This is a genomic window from Rhabdothermincola sp., assembly GCF_036846205.1.
Taxonomy (GTDB): Bacteria; Actinomycetota; Acidimicrobiia; order Acidimicrobiales; family Acidimicrobilacustridaceae; genus Rhabdothermincola.
This window is the reverse complement of the sequence record NZ_DAIUCK010000018.1, coordinates 21,185-36,397: the sequence shown is the minus strand read 5'-3', so window position 1 is coordinate 36,397 and position 15,213 is coordinate 21,185. Positions and strand designations below refer to the sequence as shown.

16 protein-coding genes are annotated in these 15,213 nt (G+C 71.5%); 7 read left to right on the top strand and 9 right to left on the bottom strand.

All coding sequences use genetic code 11. The annotated features are described in order from the left end of the window. Positions 1-17: 17 nt before the first annotated feature. The gene (locus V7004_RS04410) at positions 18-206 is read right to left on the bottom strand and encodes a hypothetical protein (protein WP_334142433.1); all 189 of its coding nucleotides are present in this window, start codon (positions 204-206) and stop codon (positions 18-20) included. Positions 207-681: 475 nt separating this feature from the next. Here V7004_RS04410 and glpX point away from each other — a divergent pair, with 475 nt between their 5' ends. Beyond that, complete coding sequence (glpX, locus tag V7004_RS04405) at positions 682-1,659, top strand: class II fructose-bisphosphatase (RefSeq protein ID WP_334142432.1); 978 nt, start codon at positions 682-684, stop codon at positions 1,657-1,659. 68 nt (positions 1,660-1,727) lie between these two features. Here the strand turns inward: glpX and V7004_RS04400 are convergent, their stop codons facing one another. Together V7004_RS04400 and V7004_RS04395 are read right to left on the bottom strand one after the other, a co-directional pair. Then, the gene (locus V7004_RS04400) at positions 1,728-2,321 is read right to left on the bottom strand and encodes a hypothetical protein (protein ID WP_334142431.1); all 594 of its coding nucleotides are present in this window, start codon (positions 2,319-2,321) and stop codon (positions 1,728-1,730) included. A 19-nt stretch (positions 2,322-2,340) separates the two neighbouring features. Then, the gene (locus V7004_RS04395) at positions 2,341-3,534 is read right to left on the bottom strand and encodes an acyl-CoA desaturase (RefSeq protein WP_334142430.1); all 1,194 of its coding nucleotides are present in this window, start codon (positions 3,532-3,534) and stop codon (positions 2,341-2,343) included. 193 nt (positions 3,535-3,727) lie between these two features. On the opposite strand from V7004_RS04395, the gene V7004_RS04390 reads away from it, so the two are divergent. Further along, positions 3,728-4,297, top strand: coding sequence for a TIGR03086 family metal-binding protein (locus V7004_RS04390; protein WP_334142429.1), 570 nt, complete (start codon positions 3,728-3,730; stop codon positions 4,295-4,297). Positions 4,298-4,325: 28 nt separating this feature from the next. Here the strand turns inward: V7004_RS04390 and V7004_RS04385 are convergent, their stop codons facing one another. Further along, entirely contained in the window at positions 4,326-5,357 is a 1,032-nt protein-coding gene (locus tag V7004_RS04385; RefSeq protein WP_334142428.1) for an NAD-dependent epimerase/dehydratase family protein, read from the bottom strand. 10 nt (positions 5,358-5,367) lie between these two features. Next, positions 5,368-5,775: a Zn-ribbon domain-containing OB-fold protein gene (locus V7004_RS04380; RefSeq protein WP_334142427.1), complete on the bottom strand. Its 408-nt coding sequence runs from the start codon at positions 5,773-5,775 to the stop codon at positions 5,368-5,370. A gap of 56 nt (positions 5,776-5,831) precedes the next feature. Between V7004_RS04380 and V7004_RS04375 the strand changes: the two genes are divergently transcribed. After that, entirely contained in the window at positions 5,832-6,665 is an 834-nt protein-coding gene (locus tag V7004_RS04375; RefSeq protein ID WP_334142426.1) for an enoyl-CoA hydratase/isomerase family protein, read from the top strand. A 36-nt stretch (positions 6,666-6,701) separates the two neighbouring features. On the opposite strand, the gene V7004_RS04370 is transcribed toward V7004_RS04375, so the two are convergent. After that, positions 6,702-8,894 (bottom strand): putative bifunctional diguanylate cyclase/phosphodiesterase, encoded by a 2,193-nt coding sequence (locus V7004_RS04370; protein ID WP_334142425.1) that lies wholly within the window; start codon positions 8,892-8,894, stop codon positions 6,702-6,704. Positions 8,895-8,989: 95 nt separating this feature from the next. After that, positions 8,990-9,991: an L-threonylcarbamoyladenylate synthase gene (locus V7004_RS04365; RefSeq protein ID WP_334142424.1), complete on the bottom strand. Its 1,002-nt coding sequence runs from the start codon at positions 9,989-9,991 to the stop codon at positions 8,990-8,992. Positions 9,992-10,162: 171 nt separating this feature from the next. Here V7004_RS04365 and sqr point away from each other — a divergent pair, with 171 nt between their 5' ends. Genes sqr through V7004_RS04350 form a run of 3 tightly spaced genes read left to right on the top strand, consistent with a single transcriptional unit; the run spans position 10,163 to position 12,270 of the window. Further along, positions 10,163-11,398 carry a type III sulfide quinone reductase, selenoprotein subtype gene (gene sqr, locus V7004_RS04360; RefSeq protein ID WP_334142423.1) on the top strand — a complete coding sequence of 412 codons (1,236 nt, stop codon included), beginning with the start codon at positions 10,163-10,165 and terminating at the stop codon, positions 11,396-11,398. Between the two features lie 52 nt (positions 11,399-11,450). Beyond that, positions 11,451-11,768, top strand: a complete 318-nt coding sequence (locus V7004_RS04355) for a TusE/DsrC/DsvC family sulfur relay protein (protein WP_334142422.1) — start codon at positions 11,451-11,453, stop codon at positions 11,766-11,768. A 31-nt stretch (positions 11,769-11,799) separates the two neighbouring features. Continuing rightward, a complete protein-coding gene (locus V7004_RS04350; protein WP_334142421.1) occupies positions 11,800-12,270 on the top strand; it encodes a DsrE/DsrF/DrsH-like family protein in 471 nt (156 codons plus the stop codon). 48 nt (positions 12,271-12,318) lie between these two features. Here the strand turns inward: V7004_RS04350 and V7004_RS04345 are convergent, their stop codons facing one another. Beyond that, complete coding sequence (locus V7004_RS04345; protein WP_334142420.1) at positions 12,319-13,506, bottom strand: cytochrome P450; 1,188 nt, start codon at positions 13,504-13,506, stop codon at positions 12,319-12,321. A 40-nt stretch (positions 13,507-13,546) separates the two neighbouring features. Here V7004_RS04345 and V7004_RS04340 point away from each other — a divergent pair, with 40 nt between their 5' ends. Then, positions 13,547-14,515 (top strand): undecaprenyl-diphosphate phosphatase, encoded by a 969-nt coding sequence (locus tag V7004_RS04340; protein WP_334142419.1) that lies wholly within the window; start codon positions 13,547-13,549, stop codon positions 14,513-14,515. 39 nt (positions 14,516-14,554) lie between these two features. Here V7004_RS04340 and V7004_RS04335 read toward each other — a convergent pair whose 3' ends face one another. Next, on the bottom strand, positions 14,555-15,190 hold the full coding sequence (locus V7004_RS04335) for a DNA-3-methyladenine glycosylase I (RefSeq protein WP_334142418.1): 636 nt from the start codon (positions 15,188-15,190) through the stop codon (positions 14,555-14,557). Positions 15,191-15,213 lie beyond the last annotated feature (23 nt).

The window sequence follows — 15,213 nt, the reverse complement described above, 5'->3', positions numbered from 1 at the left end:
CGCCGAAGGGGTCCACGTCACGACCCCACCAGATCCTCACCAACCACACGACCCTGCGCATCCCAGCTGTAGGTCACCACCGGCGCTTCCACCGCAGCCAGATCCGTGACCCTCACGTCGTCCACCCACACCCCGGACGAACCGCTCCCACGGAACCACTGCACCGATGGCAACCCCGCCGCGGTCACCAAACCGTTCGTCGCCACCGCATCCCAACCCAACGGCTCCGGGAACCCATCAGCCCAGATCTTCGCACGGATCTGATCCCTTTGGACCTCGAACCACAACCGCTGCCTGACTAACCACTGTCACCCCCACGCGCGGCAGTCTCACTGGGGCTCGCGCGGTGAACCGCCGCCTTGTATGAGAGGACCGGTCGTGGCGGGCCCCGGCTCGTAGCGTCTGGGAGGTCTTCGGGCCGGGTGGCTCGTGAATCACCTGCCGCCTTCGGGTTGGCTTACCCAGGGTGTGCCAACGGCGAGCGGTCATCGCAGCGCAGCTACAACGGTGACGACCAGCTCGTCACCGTCGAGACCACCACGGGCACCACCCGCATCGACTGAGACCCCACCCAAGCCGTGCCCCAACCACTGGCCCTCCCCGATTCGAGGCGTCCGCGAGGGAGCGAACCCTGCACCCGGCGTCCTGGCACCGACGGCGGGCGGACTAGGGTCACCCGCCATGGCTGCAGACGCTCCTGATCGCAACATCGCCCTCGAGCTGGTCCGGGTCACCGAGGCCGCGGCGCTGGCCGCGGCCCGCTGGGTCGGCGCGGGCGACAAGGAAGGCGCGGACGCCGCGGCAGTGGACGCCATGCGCCTCGTGCTCGGCACCGTGCCCATGGACGGGGTGGTCGTGATCGGCGAGGGCGAGAAGGACGAAGCGCCCATGCTCTACAACGGCGAGCGCATCGGCGACGGCACCCCTCCGGCGTGCGACATCGCCGTCGACCCCATCGACGGCACCACCCTCACCTCCAAGGGGCGAGGCAACGCCTTGTCGGTCATCGCGCTCTCCGAGCGGGACACGATGTTCAACCCCGGGCCCTGCGTCTACATGGAGAAGATCGCGGTCGGCCCTGAATGCAAGGGCGTCATCGACATCACCAAGTCCCCCACCGAGAACCTCGAGGCGGTGGCCGACGCCAAGGGGGTGACGGTCCGAGAGGTGACCGCGGTGATCCTCGAGCGTGACCGCCATGACGACCTCATCGCCGAGGTCCGCGCCACCGGGGCGCGCATCCGCCTGATCCCCGACGGCGACGTGGCCGGGGCCATCTCCACGGCCTGGCCCGACTCCGGCGCCGACATCCTCTTCGGCATCGGCGGGACCCCCGAAGGGGTCATCGCCGCCGCCGCCCTCAAGTGCATGGGAGGCCAGCTCCAGGGCCGGCTGTGGCCGCGCAACGACGAGGAGCGCAAGGCCGCCATCGACGCCGGCTACGACCTCGACGCGGTGCTCGACACCGACGACCTGGTGGCGGGCGACAACTGCTTCTTCGCCGCCACCGGCATCACCGACGGCGACCTGCTGCGAGGCGTCCGGTTCAGCCGGGGCACGGCCACCACCCAGTCGCTGGTCATGCGCTCCAAGTCGGGCACCGTGCGGCTCGTCAACGCCATCCACCGTCCCGAGAAGCTCCGCGCACTCCGAGACTGACCCGCACCCGGCCGCCCGCCGCCACGACGGTAGGCCCCGATCGAGCACCGCCGGTGCGGAGCCGCCCGTCAGAGCGTGCGGGCAGCGAGGATCGACAGCACGATCACCGGCGCCAGGAGCACCTGGAGCACGCCGACGACGAATGCCACCGCGACCGCCACCAGCATCGGCACCCGCACCAATGCCAGCAGCGCCCCCGAAGCCGGGAGGTCGTCGCGCAGCCGCAGCAGCAGACGTCCCAGGCGGACCGAGTCACCCGGAAGGCGCCGCAGCCGCACCCTCCCACCCGGGCCTGCGGCCTCGCTCACCAGCATCGCCAGCTCCCGGGCGTAGCGAGAGCCCACGTCGGGCAGCGCCCGCAGCTGCGCCGGGAGCGCCAACACCTCACGCAACAGGGCGGCGAAGAACCACAACACGAGCGGCGAGATGGCGAGCAGCACCACCAGCAACACCGTGGCCAACCAGGTCTGCCAGGTGCCGGGAGGGTCATGGGCCACGACCACCACGACTACGGCCACCGCCGAGAGCGCCACGACCGCCGCGCACGCCTGCACGATCGTGAGCGCGGCCCGAGCCAGCGGCACCGCCCGCTCCAGCACGTCGATCGCTCGGTCGTAGCCCCGACGTGCTCGCTCGGAGACAGCCCAGCGTGGCTCGCTCACCACGCTGACCCTATCCCGGTCAGCTCTCGGTGAGACCGAGCTCGCGCTGGCTGCGACGAGTGAGACGGGCCAGCTCCTCCGCGGATTGCAGCGAGCCGTGGACGAAGTCCTCCAACGCCTGCTTCTTCGCCTGCACCGACGCCGCGGCCGCCTCCCGTCCGTGGGAGAGCGCCTCGCCGGCCATCGCCGTGCGCTTGCGCACCCGCGTGCCGAGGGCGGCCTGGGTGTTCGACACCGCGGCGGCGGCCTTGGCCCAGTTGGAGCGGAACATGCCGATGTCGAACGAGCCGTCCTTCACCCAGTTGCTGTAGAGCACGTGCTCGCTCGGGACCTTGAGGTCTCGCACCAACCCGACCCAGCTCAGCATCCGCAACACGTAGTAGGTGATGTCCACCTCCCACCAGAAGAAGCCGTTGCGGGCCGAGGCCTGGAAGTAGTGGTGGTTGTTGTGCCAGCCCTCGCCGAAGGTGGCGAGCGCCAGCAGGAGGTTGTTGCGGCTGGTGTCCTCGGTGGCGTACCGGCGGCGGCCGAAGACGTGGGCCACCGAGTTGATCATGAACGTGTTGTGCCAGAGCACCACCGTCGACAGGAAGAACCCGGTGAACAGGCCGGGCCAGCCGGCGATGAGGTACGACGCGATGCCCAGCGTCCAGGGCGGGATCCAGTCGTGGCGATCGAGGAAGCGCAGCTCCGGGTACTTGGCGAAGTCGCGGATGCGGTCGGTCTTGGTGTCCTTGTACTTGTCGCACAGGATCCACCCGACGTGGCTCCACCAGAAGCCGCGCAGCGGGGAGTGCACGTCCTGCTCGCTGTCGGAGTAGCGGTGGTGCTCACGATGATGCGACGCCCACCACAGCGGCCCCTTCTGCGCCGCCGACGCCCCGCCGAACGCCAGCACGAACTGGAACACGCGGTTGGTGCGGAAGCTGCGGTGGGAGAAGTAGCGGTGGTAACCCGCGGTGATGAACCAGATCCGGGCCACGTACAAGGTGACGAACAGCGCCAGGGCCTTCGGCGTCACCCCGAACACCACGACGCCCGCGATCGCCAACACGTGGATCAGCGCGAACGGGATGGAGGCGACCTTGTTCACCCGCTCGTCGGCGGGCCGTTCGTAGGCCGTGCGGCGGAAGCGGCGCGAAGACGTGGCGACGGTCGTGGTCGCCAGGTCGTCGACGGCAGGGGACGGGGGGAGGGTCTCCATCGAGTGCATCCGGTCCTTCTCTGGGGCGGGCCACCGAACCTGCGAGCCATCGGCCCGTGCGCGGCACGGCTGAATGTACCCTACCGACCAGTAGGTAGGCACGGGTGACGGCGGCGATCCGCTGTGTCGTGTGGCACGCTCGGGACGGCGCTGGCGCCGCCCGGCGTCCGGAGGGGAGCCGGGACCACGGAAGGAGACCGCCATGGTCGAAGACCTACCCGAGCTGCACGCCGAGGCCCTCGAGCACACCCGGGCGCTGATCGCCGGCATCGGCGATCAGCAGTGGCACGACCCCACACCCTGCACGGAGTGGGACGTGCGGCAGCTCGTGAACCACATCGTGGCCGAGAACCTCTGGGTGCGACCCCTGGTGGACGGACAGACCATCGAGGAGGTCGGCTCGCGCTTCGACGGGGACCAGCTCGGCGACGACCCCCTCGCGGCCTACGACCGCTCAGCGGCGGAAGCGGCCGCGGCGTTCCGGGAGCCCGGCGCCATGGAACGCCCGGTGGCGGTCTCCTACGGTCCGGTGCCCGGCGCGGTGTTCGCCGGGCACCGTCTGGTCGACGTGGTGGTGCACGGCTGGGACGTGGCCAAGGCCACCGGGCAGGACACCCGCATCGACCCCCGACTGGTCGAGGCCTGCTACGCCGACGTCGAACCGCAGGCCGATGCCCTGGAGGCGAGCGGCTACTTCGGGACCCGGGTGCCGGTGCCCGACGATGCCGACCTGCAGACCAAGCTCCTGGCGCTCCTCGGTCGCCGCGCCTGACGCGACACCACCCGCTCCCCTGGTGCGGTCAGGGTGTGCGGCGCGCGGCGCGGGCCCGCTCGCGAGCCGCTCGACGCGCCGCGCGCTCGCGCTCGTGCTCCCGCTTGAGGACCTCCGCCATCTCGGCCATGCCCACCGCCAGCGGCCGCGGCTCCCAACCCAGCTCGGCCCGGGCCCGCGCTCCCGAGAACGCCTGGTGGCGGGTGGCCAGCGCGATGGTGTCGGTGACCAGGCCCGGGTTCCCGCCCAGCCAGCGGGCCAGCGTGGCGGCCGGCGAGCTGGACCATCGCACCAGGCCGGTCGGCAGGTAGGCCACCGGCGGGCGGCGTCCCGCACCGGCCGCGATCAACCGAAACCACTCCCGGAACGTGACCGCGTCCGCGCAGAGCAGGTACTCCCGGCCGTCCTCGCCCCGCTCCGCGATCCGCACCAGGCCCTCCGCGCAGTCGTCGACGTTCACCAGCGACTGCACCAGCTCCGGCATGTAGCCGACCGGGGTCGGATAGGTCACGAAGGTGCGGATGAGCTTGGCCATCTCGCTGTCGTCGTCGGCCCCGTAGATGCCACCGGGGATGCCGATGCGCACCCGTGCCCCCTGCTCGGCCCGGGCCCGGGCCAGCAGGTGCGCCTCACGCTTCGTGCGCTCGTAGGCCACCGACGGCGCCTCCGGGTTCCACCACGATTCGTCGACCGGCTCACGTCCCGTCGGTCCCAGCGCGGCCACCGAGCTGACGTGCACCACCAGCGCACCGCAGGCGCCAGCCGCGTCGAGCACCTGGCGCGTGCCATCGACGTTCACCCGCTGCATCCGCCCGGGGTCGCGCGCCCCGAGCTCCACGTAGGCCGCGCAGTGGAACACCGTGTCCACGCCGTCGAGCGCGTCGCTGACGGACCCGGGGTCGGTGACGTCGCCGATCGCCTCCTCGAGCGGAAGCCCCTCCAGCCGCCGACGATCACTCGAGGGGCGCACCAGGACCCGAACCTCGTCGCCTCGCTCCACCAGCGTCCTCGCCAGATGGCTGCCGAGGAACCCGGTGGCGCCGGTCACCAGGGCGCGCACGGCCAGCCCGTCAAGCCGGGCGGAACACGACGATCGACACGTCGTCGGTGAGGGCGGTGAAGTCGGCGGTCACGGGCATGCCCACCGCGAGCTCCACGCCGTCGGTGTCGACCAGCCGGGTCATCATGCGCGGCCCCTCCTCCAGCTCGACGATGGCCACGACGTAGGGGAGCTGCTCGTTGAACGGCGGCAGGTCGTTGCGGTAGACGGTCGAGTACGTGTACACGGTGCCCCGGCCACTCGCCTCGACCCAGGTGACGTCCTCGCTCCAACACGACGGGCAGAAGGGGCGAGGGTAGTAGTGGACCGCACCGCAGCGGTTGCAGCTCCGCAACAGCAGCTTGCCCTCGCGCACCGCGTCCCAGAACGGGCGGGTGTCGCTCTCGATCGTGGGCAGGTCGAACCTGGGTGACGCCATGGCCGGAACCCTACACTCGCTCGCCATCGCGCCCCCCGAGCCGTGAACGGAGACCGATGAGCGACGATCGACCACTCGACGAGCAGGTGCTGTTCCGCTGCCAGAACGCCGTGGCCTGGATCACGCTGAACCGCCCCGAGGCACACAACGCCATCACTCCCGATCAGCGCAACCGGGTGATCGACCTCCTCGCCGAGGCCAGCGCCGACCTCGCCACCCGGGCCGTGGTGCTCACCGCCACCGGCAAGGGCTTCTGCACGGGCGCCGACCTCCGCGGCGGTGGGCAGGCCGCCGCCCCCGCCCGGCCGGCAGGCGCGCCCGAGCGGGCGGTCGGTGACGTGAGCCGGATGCTGCGCATCGGGGCGCAGCGGTTGATCGCCGCCATCCTCGACTGCGAGAAGCCGGTCATCGCGGCGGTCAACGGCACCGCGGCGGGCATCGGTGCCCACATGGCCTTCGCCTGCGACCTGGTGCTGGCGGCCCGCAGCGCCCGGTTCATCGAGGTGTTCGTGCGGCGGGGGCTGGTACCCGACGGCGGCGGCGCCTACCTGCTGCCCCGGCTGATCGGCCTGCACAAGACCAAGGAACTGATGTTCTTCGGCGACTCGTTGCCGGCCGAGCAGGCCGCGGCCCTCGGGTTGGTGAACCTGGTCGTGGACGACGACCGCCTCGAGGAGGTGGCGACCGAGTGGGCCGGCCGGCTGGCGGCGGGTCCCACCCGCTCGATCGCCCTCACCAAGTGGCTGGTGAACCGGTCGCTGGAGTCGGATCGGGCGGCGGCCTTCGACGACGAGGCGGTGGCCCAGGAGCTGAACATGAGCACCCACGACGCCCAGGAAGGGGTGGCCAGCTTCGTGGAGCGCCGCGACCCGCAGTTCCAGGGCTGGTGACCGGCCCGGTGGCCGCGAGCGCCGGTGCCGGTCGTCTCAGGGGCCGGTGAGGTCGATCTCGGCCGGGCCGATCAGCTCGGCCAACGCGGCGGCGTCCATCGGCCGGGCGAAGTGGTAGCCCTGCCCGAGGTCGCATCCCAGCGCCGCGAGCGCAGCAGCCTGGTCGGGAGTCTCCACCCCTTCGGCCACGGTGGACAGCCCGAGCATGCGGGCCACGTTCACGATCGCCCCGGTGATCGCCTGATCACCCGCGTCACGACCCAGGCCCTCGATGAACGTCCGGTCGATCTTGAGCACCTCCACTGGAAAGGTCTTCAGGTAGGCGAGCGACGAGTGACCGGTGCCGAAGTCGTCGAGCGCCAGGCGTACCCCGAGCTCCCGGAGTGCCCGCAGGGTCGAGCTGGTGGTCTCCGCGTCGGCCATGAGCGCGTTCTCGGTGATCTCGAAGTGCAGCACCCCGGGTTCGATGCCGGTGGCGTGCACCACCTCCCGCACCATCGACACCAGCCGATCGTCGGCGAGCTGGCGGGGTGAGAGGTTGACGAACAGGGGAAGCGGCTCACCCGTCGACGGGTCGACCAACACCTCCCGCGCCACCTGGCAGGCCGTGGTGAGGATCCACCGACCGAGCTCCACGATGTAGCCGGTCTCCTCCGCCACCCGCAGGAACTGCGCCGGCAGGAGCAGCCCGCGCTCGGGGTGCCGCCAGCGCACGAGCGCCTCGGCGCCGCGCACCCCACCGGTGGCCAGGTCGATGATCGGCTGGTAGACGAGGCACACCTCGTCGCGCTCGAGCGCGTAGCGCAGCGCCTGCTCCACGTCGAGGCGCTCCACCACCCGCTCGCGCACGTCGATGTCGAACAGCTGCACCCGATCGCGCCCCAGCGCCTTGGCCTCGTACATCGCGGCGTCGGCATCGCGGAGCAACTCCTCGGCCGACGCGCCCGCCGCGCCGAGCGCCACGCCGATCGAGACCGTGACGAACACCTCGTCGTCGCCGAGCGCGAACCGCCCCCCCACCTCCCGCCGGACCCGGTCCGCCAGCTCGAGGGCGGTGTGCTGGTCGGCCACCCCGACGCACACCACGACGAACTCGTCACCGCCGAAGCGCGCCACCCGATCCTGGGGCCGGGTGCTGCTCGACAACCGGCGGGCCACCGAGACCAGCAGCCGGTCGCCGGCCTCGTGCCCGAGGCTGTCGTTGACCACCTTGAACCGGTCGATGTCGAGGAACAGCACCGCCACGGAACCTCGCGCCGGCGGTGCCTGCAGGGCCTCCCCCAACCAGTCGAGCAGCGGCGCCCGGTTCGGGAGACCGGTGAGCTGGTCGTGCTCCGCCTGGTGGTGCAGCCGGGCCTCGAGCTGCTTCTGCTCGCTCGTGTCCCGGGCGATGGAAGCCACGAACTCCACGTCACCGGTCGGTGAGCGGTGGGCGAGCACCACGTTCGAGACCGGCACCGGATCGCGCCGCCCGGGGGTGCGCAACGCCAGCTCGCCGCGCCACACCTCGCCACGCGAGACCGCCGGCAGCACGCTGGACTCCACCACCTGCCACGACTCCGAGGTGTAGAAGGCGCGCACGTCGACGGTGGCGAGGTCCGTGTCGCCATCCAGCCCCAGCGTCTCGCGGGCCGCCTGGTTCAGGTAGACGAGACGCCCCGTGCCGTCCACCACCCCCACGTAGTCGGTGGTGCTCTCGATGATGGCGTGGAACCGCAGCAGGTTCTGGCGGGCCTCCACCAGGTCGGTGACCTCCAGCACGGTCCCCACGTGGCCCACGGCGACGCCGCTCGGGTGGCGGACCGGCGAGGTCTGCCCGAGCACCCAGCAGACGTGCCCGTCGGGGTCCAGGATGCGGAACCGGGCCCGGAACGCCGTTCCGTCGCGCAGGGCCTTCGCCCACCGGCCGGCCATCGCCGCCCGGTCGTCGGGGTGCACCGCGGCCCACACGTCCGCCGACGCCCCCTCCGGGGTGGCGCCGGTGCCGCCGAGCCGTTCCCACTGGGGGTTGGCGTAGGTGACCCGCCCGGTGGGGTCGAGCTCGAAGATCGCCAGTGGGGCGGCGTCCGCCAGGAGGTGGAATCGGCGGTCGGCAGGTGGGGGGTGGGCCCGGCTCGGGTCGGCGCCACGGCGTGCTCGCAGCGCCCATCCGCACGCCAGACCCACACCGAGGCAGACCGGTGCCACCGCGAGCGCGCCGAGCCAGCCTGTCCCCAGCCCCAGAACCACGCTGCGTGAGGCTAGGCGGCGGTGGAACCCGCATCGTGGACCGCGGCGAGTGACCATCGCGCCACTCGTGCCGTTCCCGCCGGGAGGCTCGCTCCCTAGGTCGATGATCCGTGACCGGGAGCGGCGCGGCCAGCAGCGGCAGCCCGCATCAGCCGATCGCGCACCGCCACACCGACCCCCACCCGCTCCGGTGGCACCGCCAGCACCACCTCCACCCCCAGGCGGTCCGCCTGGCGGAGGCGACCGTAGAGCACCCGGGCGTAGGACTCCGGGCCACCCGCGGGCTCCAACTCCACCACCCCGTCCGGCAGCCCGGCCAGCGCCACCGGCGCCAGCACCGCCACCCGCCGGCCCGCCACCAGCAGCTGCGCGGCCCGCTCCGCCACGGCCGAGACCTCGTCGAGCACCTCCACCCGCGCTGCTGGCGCGTAGTGGGCCGGCAGGGTCCCCGGCGCGGCCACGTCCCGGTCGCCGAGCCACAGCCCGACCGGTCGGCCGAGCACCTCCTCGAGCCGCTCGAAGCTCACCCCGCCGGGGCGCAGCACCTCCGGTTCACCACCCGTGAGGTCCACGATCGTCGACTCCACGCCCACCTGGCAGGGACCACCGTCGAGCACCAGGTCGACGTCGCTGCCGAGATCGGCCTGCACGTCAGCCGCGGTGGTAGGGCTGACCCGGCCGAAGCGGTTCGCCGACGGGGCGGCGATACCCCCACTGAAGCGCTCGAGCAGTGCCAGGGCCAGCGGATGGGCGGGCACCCGCAACCCGACCGTGTCCCGGCCCCCGGTCACCACGTCGGGGACCGAAGGTGAACGCCGGAGCAGCACGGTCAGCGGGCCGGGCCAGCAGGCCTCCGCCAGCAGGCGAGCGGCGGGTGGCACGTCCACCGCCCAGTGGTCGAGCGCCGCGGCGGAGCCCAGGTGCACGATCAGCGGGTGGGTGGCGGGGCGGCCCTTCACCTCGAACACCCGGCGAACGGCGGTGGGGTTCGCCGCGTCGGCGCCGAGCCCGTAGACGGTCTCGGTCGGGAACGCCACCAGCCCACCGGCGCGCAGCACGGCGACAGCCCGCTCGATCTCCTCCGGCGACGTGGTCATCGCGGCATCATCCCGGCATCACCCCGTATCCGTCACCGCACCTCGACGCCCGGTCCCGCTCCCTCACGCCGTGCCACCCGAGCACCGGTCGCGGTGGTCGGGACCTCCGCGGCACGACCCGGTGACGTTCGACCCTACGACCGGCACCGGCGGCCGGGGCACCCTCGAACCATGCGACGCGTCGTGATCCTCGGTGCCGGAACCGGCGGCACCATCATCGCGAACCGGCTCCGTCACCGGTACCCGGCCGGCGAGCTCGACATCACCGTGGTGGATCGGGACGGCGAGCACGTCTACCAGCCGGGGCTGCTGTTCGTGCCGTTCGGCCTCACCCACCGCGAAGACCTGGTCCGGCCGCGGCGGCAGCAGCTGCGCGGGGAGATCAACTACATCCAGTGCGAGATCGACGCCGTCGACCTCGCCACCGACCATGTCCGCCTCGTCGACGGCACCACGCTGCCCTACGACGTGCTGGTGGTGGCGACGGGTGCCGTGTTGCGGCCGGAGGAGACGGACGGCCTGACCGGGCCGGGATGGATGGAGCGGGTCTTCACCTTCTACGACCTCGCCGGCGCGACCGCGCTGGAGCGGGCACTGGCGGGCTTCGACGGTGGCCGGCTGGTGGTCAACGTCATCGACCTGCCGATCAAGTGCCCCGTCGCGCCGCTGGAGTTCTGCTTCCTCGCCGACTGGTACTTCCACGAACGCGGCATCCGGGACCGGGTCGATCTCACCTACGTCACCCCCCTCGACGCGGCCTTCACCAAGCCCGTCGCGGCGAGCACCCTCGCCGACCTGCTCGCCGAGAAGGGCGTCAACCTCGAGACCGAGTTCAACACCGGCGAGGTCGACGGCGCCGGGGGCCGGTTGATCTCCTACGACGAGCGCGAGGTGCCCTTCGATCTGGCCGTGGTGATCCCCCTCCACGCGGGCGCGCCGTACGTCGGTCGCTCGCCCGGGCTCGGCGACGAGCTCGACTTCGTGCCCACCGATGAGCACACCCTCCAGTCGAAGGTCAAGCCGAACGTGTTCGCCCTCGGCGACGCCGCGAACGTCCCGGCGTCGAAGGCGGGGTCGGTCACCCACTTCCAGGGGGAAGTGCTCGAGGCGAACGTGGTGGCCTACCTCGAGGGGCGGCCGCTGGCCGCGTCGTACGACGGCCACGCCAACTGCTTCATCGAGACCGGCTTCGACAAGGCGCTGCTCATCGACTTCAACTACGACACCGAGCCCCTGCCCGGCCACTTCCCCGGCCGGATGGGACCGATGCCGCTGCTCGCCGAGTCCCGCCTCAACCACCTGGGGAAGCTCATGTTCCAGTGGTTCTACTGGCACGTGCTGCTCCCCGGCCGGGACATCCCGGGCATCCACGCCGGCATGTCGATGGCCGGCAAGCACCGGCCCTGAACGGGCCCGTACGAACCGAGCACGAACGAGCACACGACGAAAGGAGCTCCCCATGCCCACCGAGACCATCGCCGGCACCACCGTCGCGGTGAACGACGAAGGGTTCTTCGAGCACCCCGAGCAGTGGACGCCCGAGATGGCGACCGAGCTGGCCCGGCAGGAAGGCATCGGCGAGCTGACGCCGAAGCACTGGCAGGTCATCGAGTTCATGCGCAAGGAGTACGCCGAGAAGGGAACCGGCCCCACGGTGCGGGTGCTCGGCAAGACCTCGGGCGTCTCCGTGAAGGAGCTCTACCAGCTCTTCCCCAAGGGCCCCGCGAAGGTGGCCGCCAAGATCGCCGGAATCCCCAAGCCCCGCGGCTGCATCTGAGCGCCGCCAGCCACCAGCCAGGAGGACGTCGATGGGAGCCGAACCCATCCAGAAGGTCTCGATCGTCATCTCGAAGGGATCGCTCGAAGGCATCTACCCGGGCCTGATCATGGCCAACGGCGCGCGGGCCGAGGGCATCGAAGCCAACCTGTTCTTCACCTTCTTCGGGCTCGACGCCATCCACAAGAAGCGCCACGACCACATCAAGGTGGCCACGGTCGGGAATCCCGGCATGCACCTGGCCACCCTCATCGGCGGTCTGCCCGGCATGTCGGCGCTCGCCACCCACATGATGGAGAAGAAGATGTCCGAGCTCGACATCCCGCCGATCCCCGAGTTCGTCGAGATGATCGCCGACACCGGTGCCGGGCTCTACGCGTGCAAGGCGTCCGTGGACATGTTCGGACTCGACCGCGACGACTTCGTCGAGCAGGTGCAGGACATCATCACCGTGGGGGAGTTCTACGAACAGGCAGCCGGGGGCCAGATCATCTTCACCTGACGACCCATCGCAGGGCGACGTACCACGTGGTGGTGGGTCACCCGGCGATCACCGGAGGATCATCGGCACGCTGGTCCAGCCGGACACCACCCCCGCGGACTCGAGCCGGCCGGGCTCACCGACGAGCTCGAGCTCCTCGAACCGGTCGAGGATCTCCTCGAGCATGACCCGACCCTCGAGGCGGGCGAGCGCCGCGCCCAGGCAGTAGTGCTGCCCGAACCCGAACGCCACCTGCTGGTTCGGGTCCCGAGCCACGTCGAGCTGGCCCGCCGTCGGGCCGAACGCCGCTTCGTCCCGGTTCGCGGAGGCGTACAACAGCATCACCGGGTCGCCGGCGTGCACGCGCTGGCCGTGGATCGTCACCTCCCGGGTCGCGGTGCGGAAGAAGCTGATCACCGGGGTGGTCCAGCGGAGCAGCTCCTCGACGGCGCTGGGCACGAGCGTCCGGTCGGCACGCAGGCGGGCCCACTGGTCGGGATGCTCCGCCAACGCCACCAGCCCGCCCGAGACCAGGTTGCGGGTCGTCTCGTTGCCGGCGACCAGGAGCTGACCGCAGAACATCATCAGCTCGCCGTCGTTGAGCCGCTCGCCGTCGACCTCGACGGTGGCCAGCACCGAGACCAGATCGTCGCCCGGGTGCCGTTGCTTCTCGGCGATGACCCCCAGGAAGAACTCCGCCATCTCGGCCAGCGCGGCCATGTTCTCGTCAGTCTGCCGGGTGCCCGCCGCGATCGCGTGGTCGGACCACTCGTAGAACCGGCGCCAGTCCTCCGCCGGTACCCCGAGCAGCTCGGCGATCACCACCAGCGGGAAGGGGACCGCCACCGCCTCGACCAGGTCCACGACCTCGCCTTCGGGCAGGGCGTCGAGCAGCTTTCTCGCCTGCGCCCGGATCGCGGGCTCGAGTGCTTTGACCCGCGACGGTGCGAACGCCGGTTGCACGATCCGGCGGTACCGGGTGTGGTCGGGGGGATCGACATACAGCAGGGCACCGGGGATCTCCGGTAGCTCCCGACCGAGATCCATCAGCAGCACGCCCTTGCCCGAGCAGAAGGTCTCCGGGTCCTTCGAGATGCGCATGACGTCGTCGTAGGTGCTGGCCACCCAGAACCCCGGGTCGTCGTGCCATACGAAAGGAGCCTCGGCCCGCAACCGGGCGTAGAGGGGGAAGGGGTCACCGGCGTAGAAGCTGGGGTCGGTGAGGGGCCTGGTGAGCCCGGGAGCCGTGGGGCGCATGAACCCATCGTAGGGATTCGCCGCGGTAGCGTCCGCTGCCGTGCCCCCCACCCGCTCACAGCCTCGCCGTTGCCTGCTCGCGCTCGCGGCGCTCGTGATCGCCGTGGCCCTCTTCGGGCCGGTGCGGGCCATGGCCGTTCCCGCGACCTCCGAGCCTGCGGACCCGACCGCAGCCGGCTCGGAGATGACCGCGGGCAAGGCCGCGGTGCTCGGGCTGGTGGAGGGCGTGACCGAGTTCCTACCCATCAGCTCCACCGGCCACCTGCTGGTGGCCCAGCGGCTGCTCGGCATCGGCGAGAGCGACGCCACCAAACCCGCCGCGGATGCCTATGCGATCGCGATCCAGGCCGGCGCCATCCTCGCCGTGGTGCTCCTGTATTTCCGGCGGCTGCGGTCGATGGTGGTCGGCATCCTCGGGCGGGACCCCGAAGGCCGCCGGGTCTTCACCGGCTTGGTGCTGGCGTTCCTGCCCGCGGTGGTGATCGCCCTGGCGTTCGAGCGACCCATCAAGGACCACCTGCTCGGCGCGGGTCCGGTGGTCATCGCCTGGGCGGTGGGCGGGCTGGTGATCCTGCTGGTTGCCCCTCGCTGGGAGCGCCACGCCGGTGGGCGGGCCCTCGAGACCATCAGCGCCCGCCAAGCGCTCGTCATCGGGGTGGTGCAGTGTCTGGCGCTGTGGCCGGGCACCAGCCGCAGCCTGGTGACAATCCTCGCCGGGCTGGCGGTCGGGCTGAGCCTGGGGGCCGCGGTGGAGTTCAGCTTCCTGCTCGGCCTGGTCACCCTCGGTGCCGCCACCGCGTACGAGGCGCTGAAGGACGGGTCACTCATGCTCGACGCCTACGGCTGGTTCAACCCGCTGGTCGGCCTGGTGGTGGCGTTCGTGGCGGCCGGGGTGGCCATCCGGTGGATGGTCGGCTACCTGCAACGCCACAGCCTGGCCATCTTCGGCTGGTACCGGCTCGGGGCGGCGGCGGTGGCCACGGCGCTCATCTGGGCCGGCACCATCTGAGCGACGTCCGCGTCGGCGTCGGCGTCTGACGAGATCGGGTCAGACCGGCCTCGCCCCCAGCGCCCGTCGCTCCCGCTCACATACCGGGCGGGCGTGGCAGCCGGCCAGGTGATCGTTCACCAGCCCGAGCGACTGCATCGCCGCGTACGCGGTGGTCGGGCCCACGAACCGGAAGCCGAAGCGCTTCAGCTCCCTGGCCAGCGCGGTGGACTCCGGTGTGGCCGATGCGAGCTCCTCGAGACGCTGCGGCGCCCGGCGCCGCCTCGGGGGCTCGAACGACCACACCAACGCGCCGAGGGATCCGTACCGGGCCTGCACCTCGAGCGTGGCTCGGGCGTTGGCGATGGCCGCTTCGATCTTGCCTCGATGGCGGATGATGGCGGCGTCCGCGAGCAGCCGGTCGACGGTCTGCTCCCCGAAGCGGGCCACCTGCTCGGGATCGAAACCGCAGAACGCCCGGCGGAACCCCTCGCGCTTGCGCAGGATCGTGAGCCACGAGAGCCCCGACTGGAAGCCTTCCAGGCAGAGCTTCTCGTAGATGCGGATGTCGTCGACGACGGGACGGCCCCACTCCTGGTCGTGGTAGGCGAGGTAGTCGGGGGCCGAGGTGCACCACCCGCACCGCCGGCGCCCGTCGTCGCCGCGCTCGACGCCGATCGCCTGCCAGTCGCTCACCGGCGAAGCGTACGTGGCGGGCG

Excerpts from the sequence above, each read along its gene's own strand:
- glpX (WP_334142432.1), top strand. The coding sequence starts at position 682 with ATGGCTGCAGACGCTCCTGATCGCAACATCGCCCTCGAGCTGGTCCGG.
- V7004_RS04380 (WP_334142427.1), bottom strand. The coding sequence starts at position 5,775 with ATGGCGTCACCCAGGTTCGACCTGCCCACGATCGAGAGCGACACCCGC.
- V7004_RS04350 (WP_334142421.1), top strand. The coding sequence starts at position 11,800 with ATGGGAGCCGAACCCATCCAGAAGGTCTCGATCGTCATCTCGAAGGGA.
- sqr (WP_334142423.1), top strand. The coding sequence starts at position 10,163 with ATGCGACGCGTCGTGATCCTCGGTGCCGGAACCGGCGGCACCATCATC.
- V7004_RS04365 (WP_334142424.1), bottom strand. The coding sequence starts at position 9,991 with ATGACCACGTCGCCGGAGGAGATCGAGCGGGCTGTCGCCGTGCTGCGC.
- V7004_RS04390 (WP_334142429.1), top strand. The coding sequence starts at position 3,728 with ATGGTCGAAGACCTACCCGAGCTGCACGCCGAGGCCCTCGAGCACACC.
- V7004_RS04355 (WP_334142422.1), top strand. The coding sequence starts at position 11,451 with ATGCCCACCGAGACCATCGCCGGCACCACCGTCGCGGTGAACGACGAA.
- V7004_RS04395 (WP_334142430.1), bottom strand. The coding sequence starts at position 3,534 with ATGCACTCGATGGAGACCCTCCCCCCGTCCCCTGCCGTCGACGACCTG.
- V7004_RS04375 (WP_334142426.1), top strand. The coding sequence starts at position 5,832 with ATGAGCGACGATCGACCACTCGACGAGCAGGTGCTGTTCCGCTGCCAG.
- V7004_RS04345 (WP_334142420.1), bottom strand. The coding sequence starts at position 13,506 with ATGCGCCCCACGGCTCCCGGGCTCACCAGGCCCCTCACCGACCCCAGC.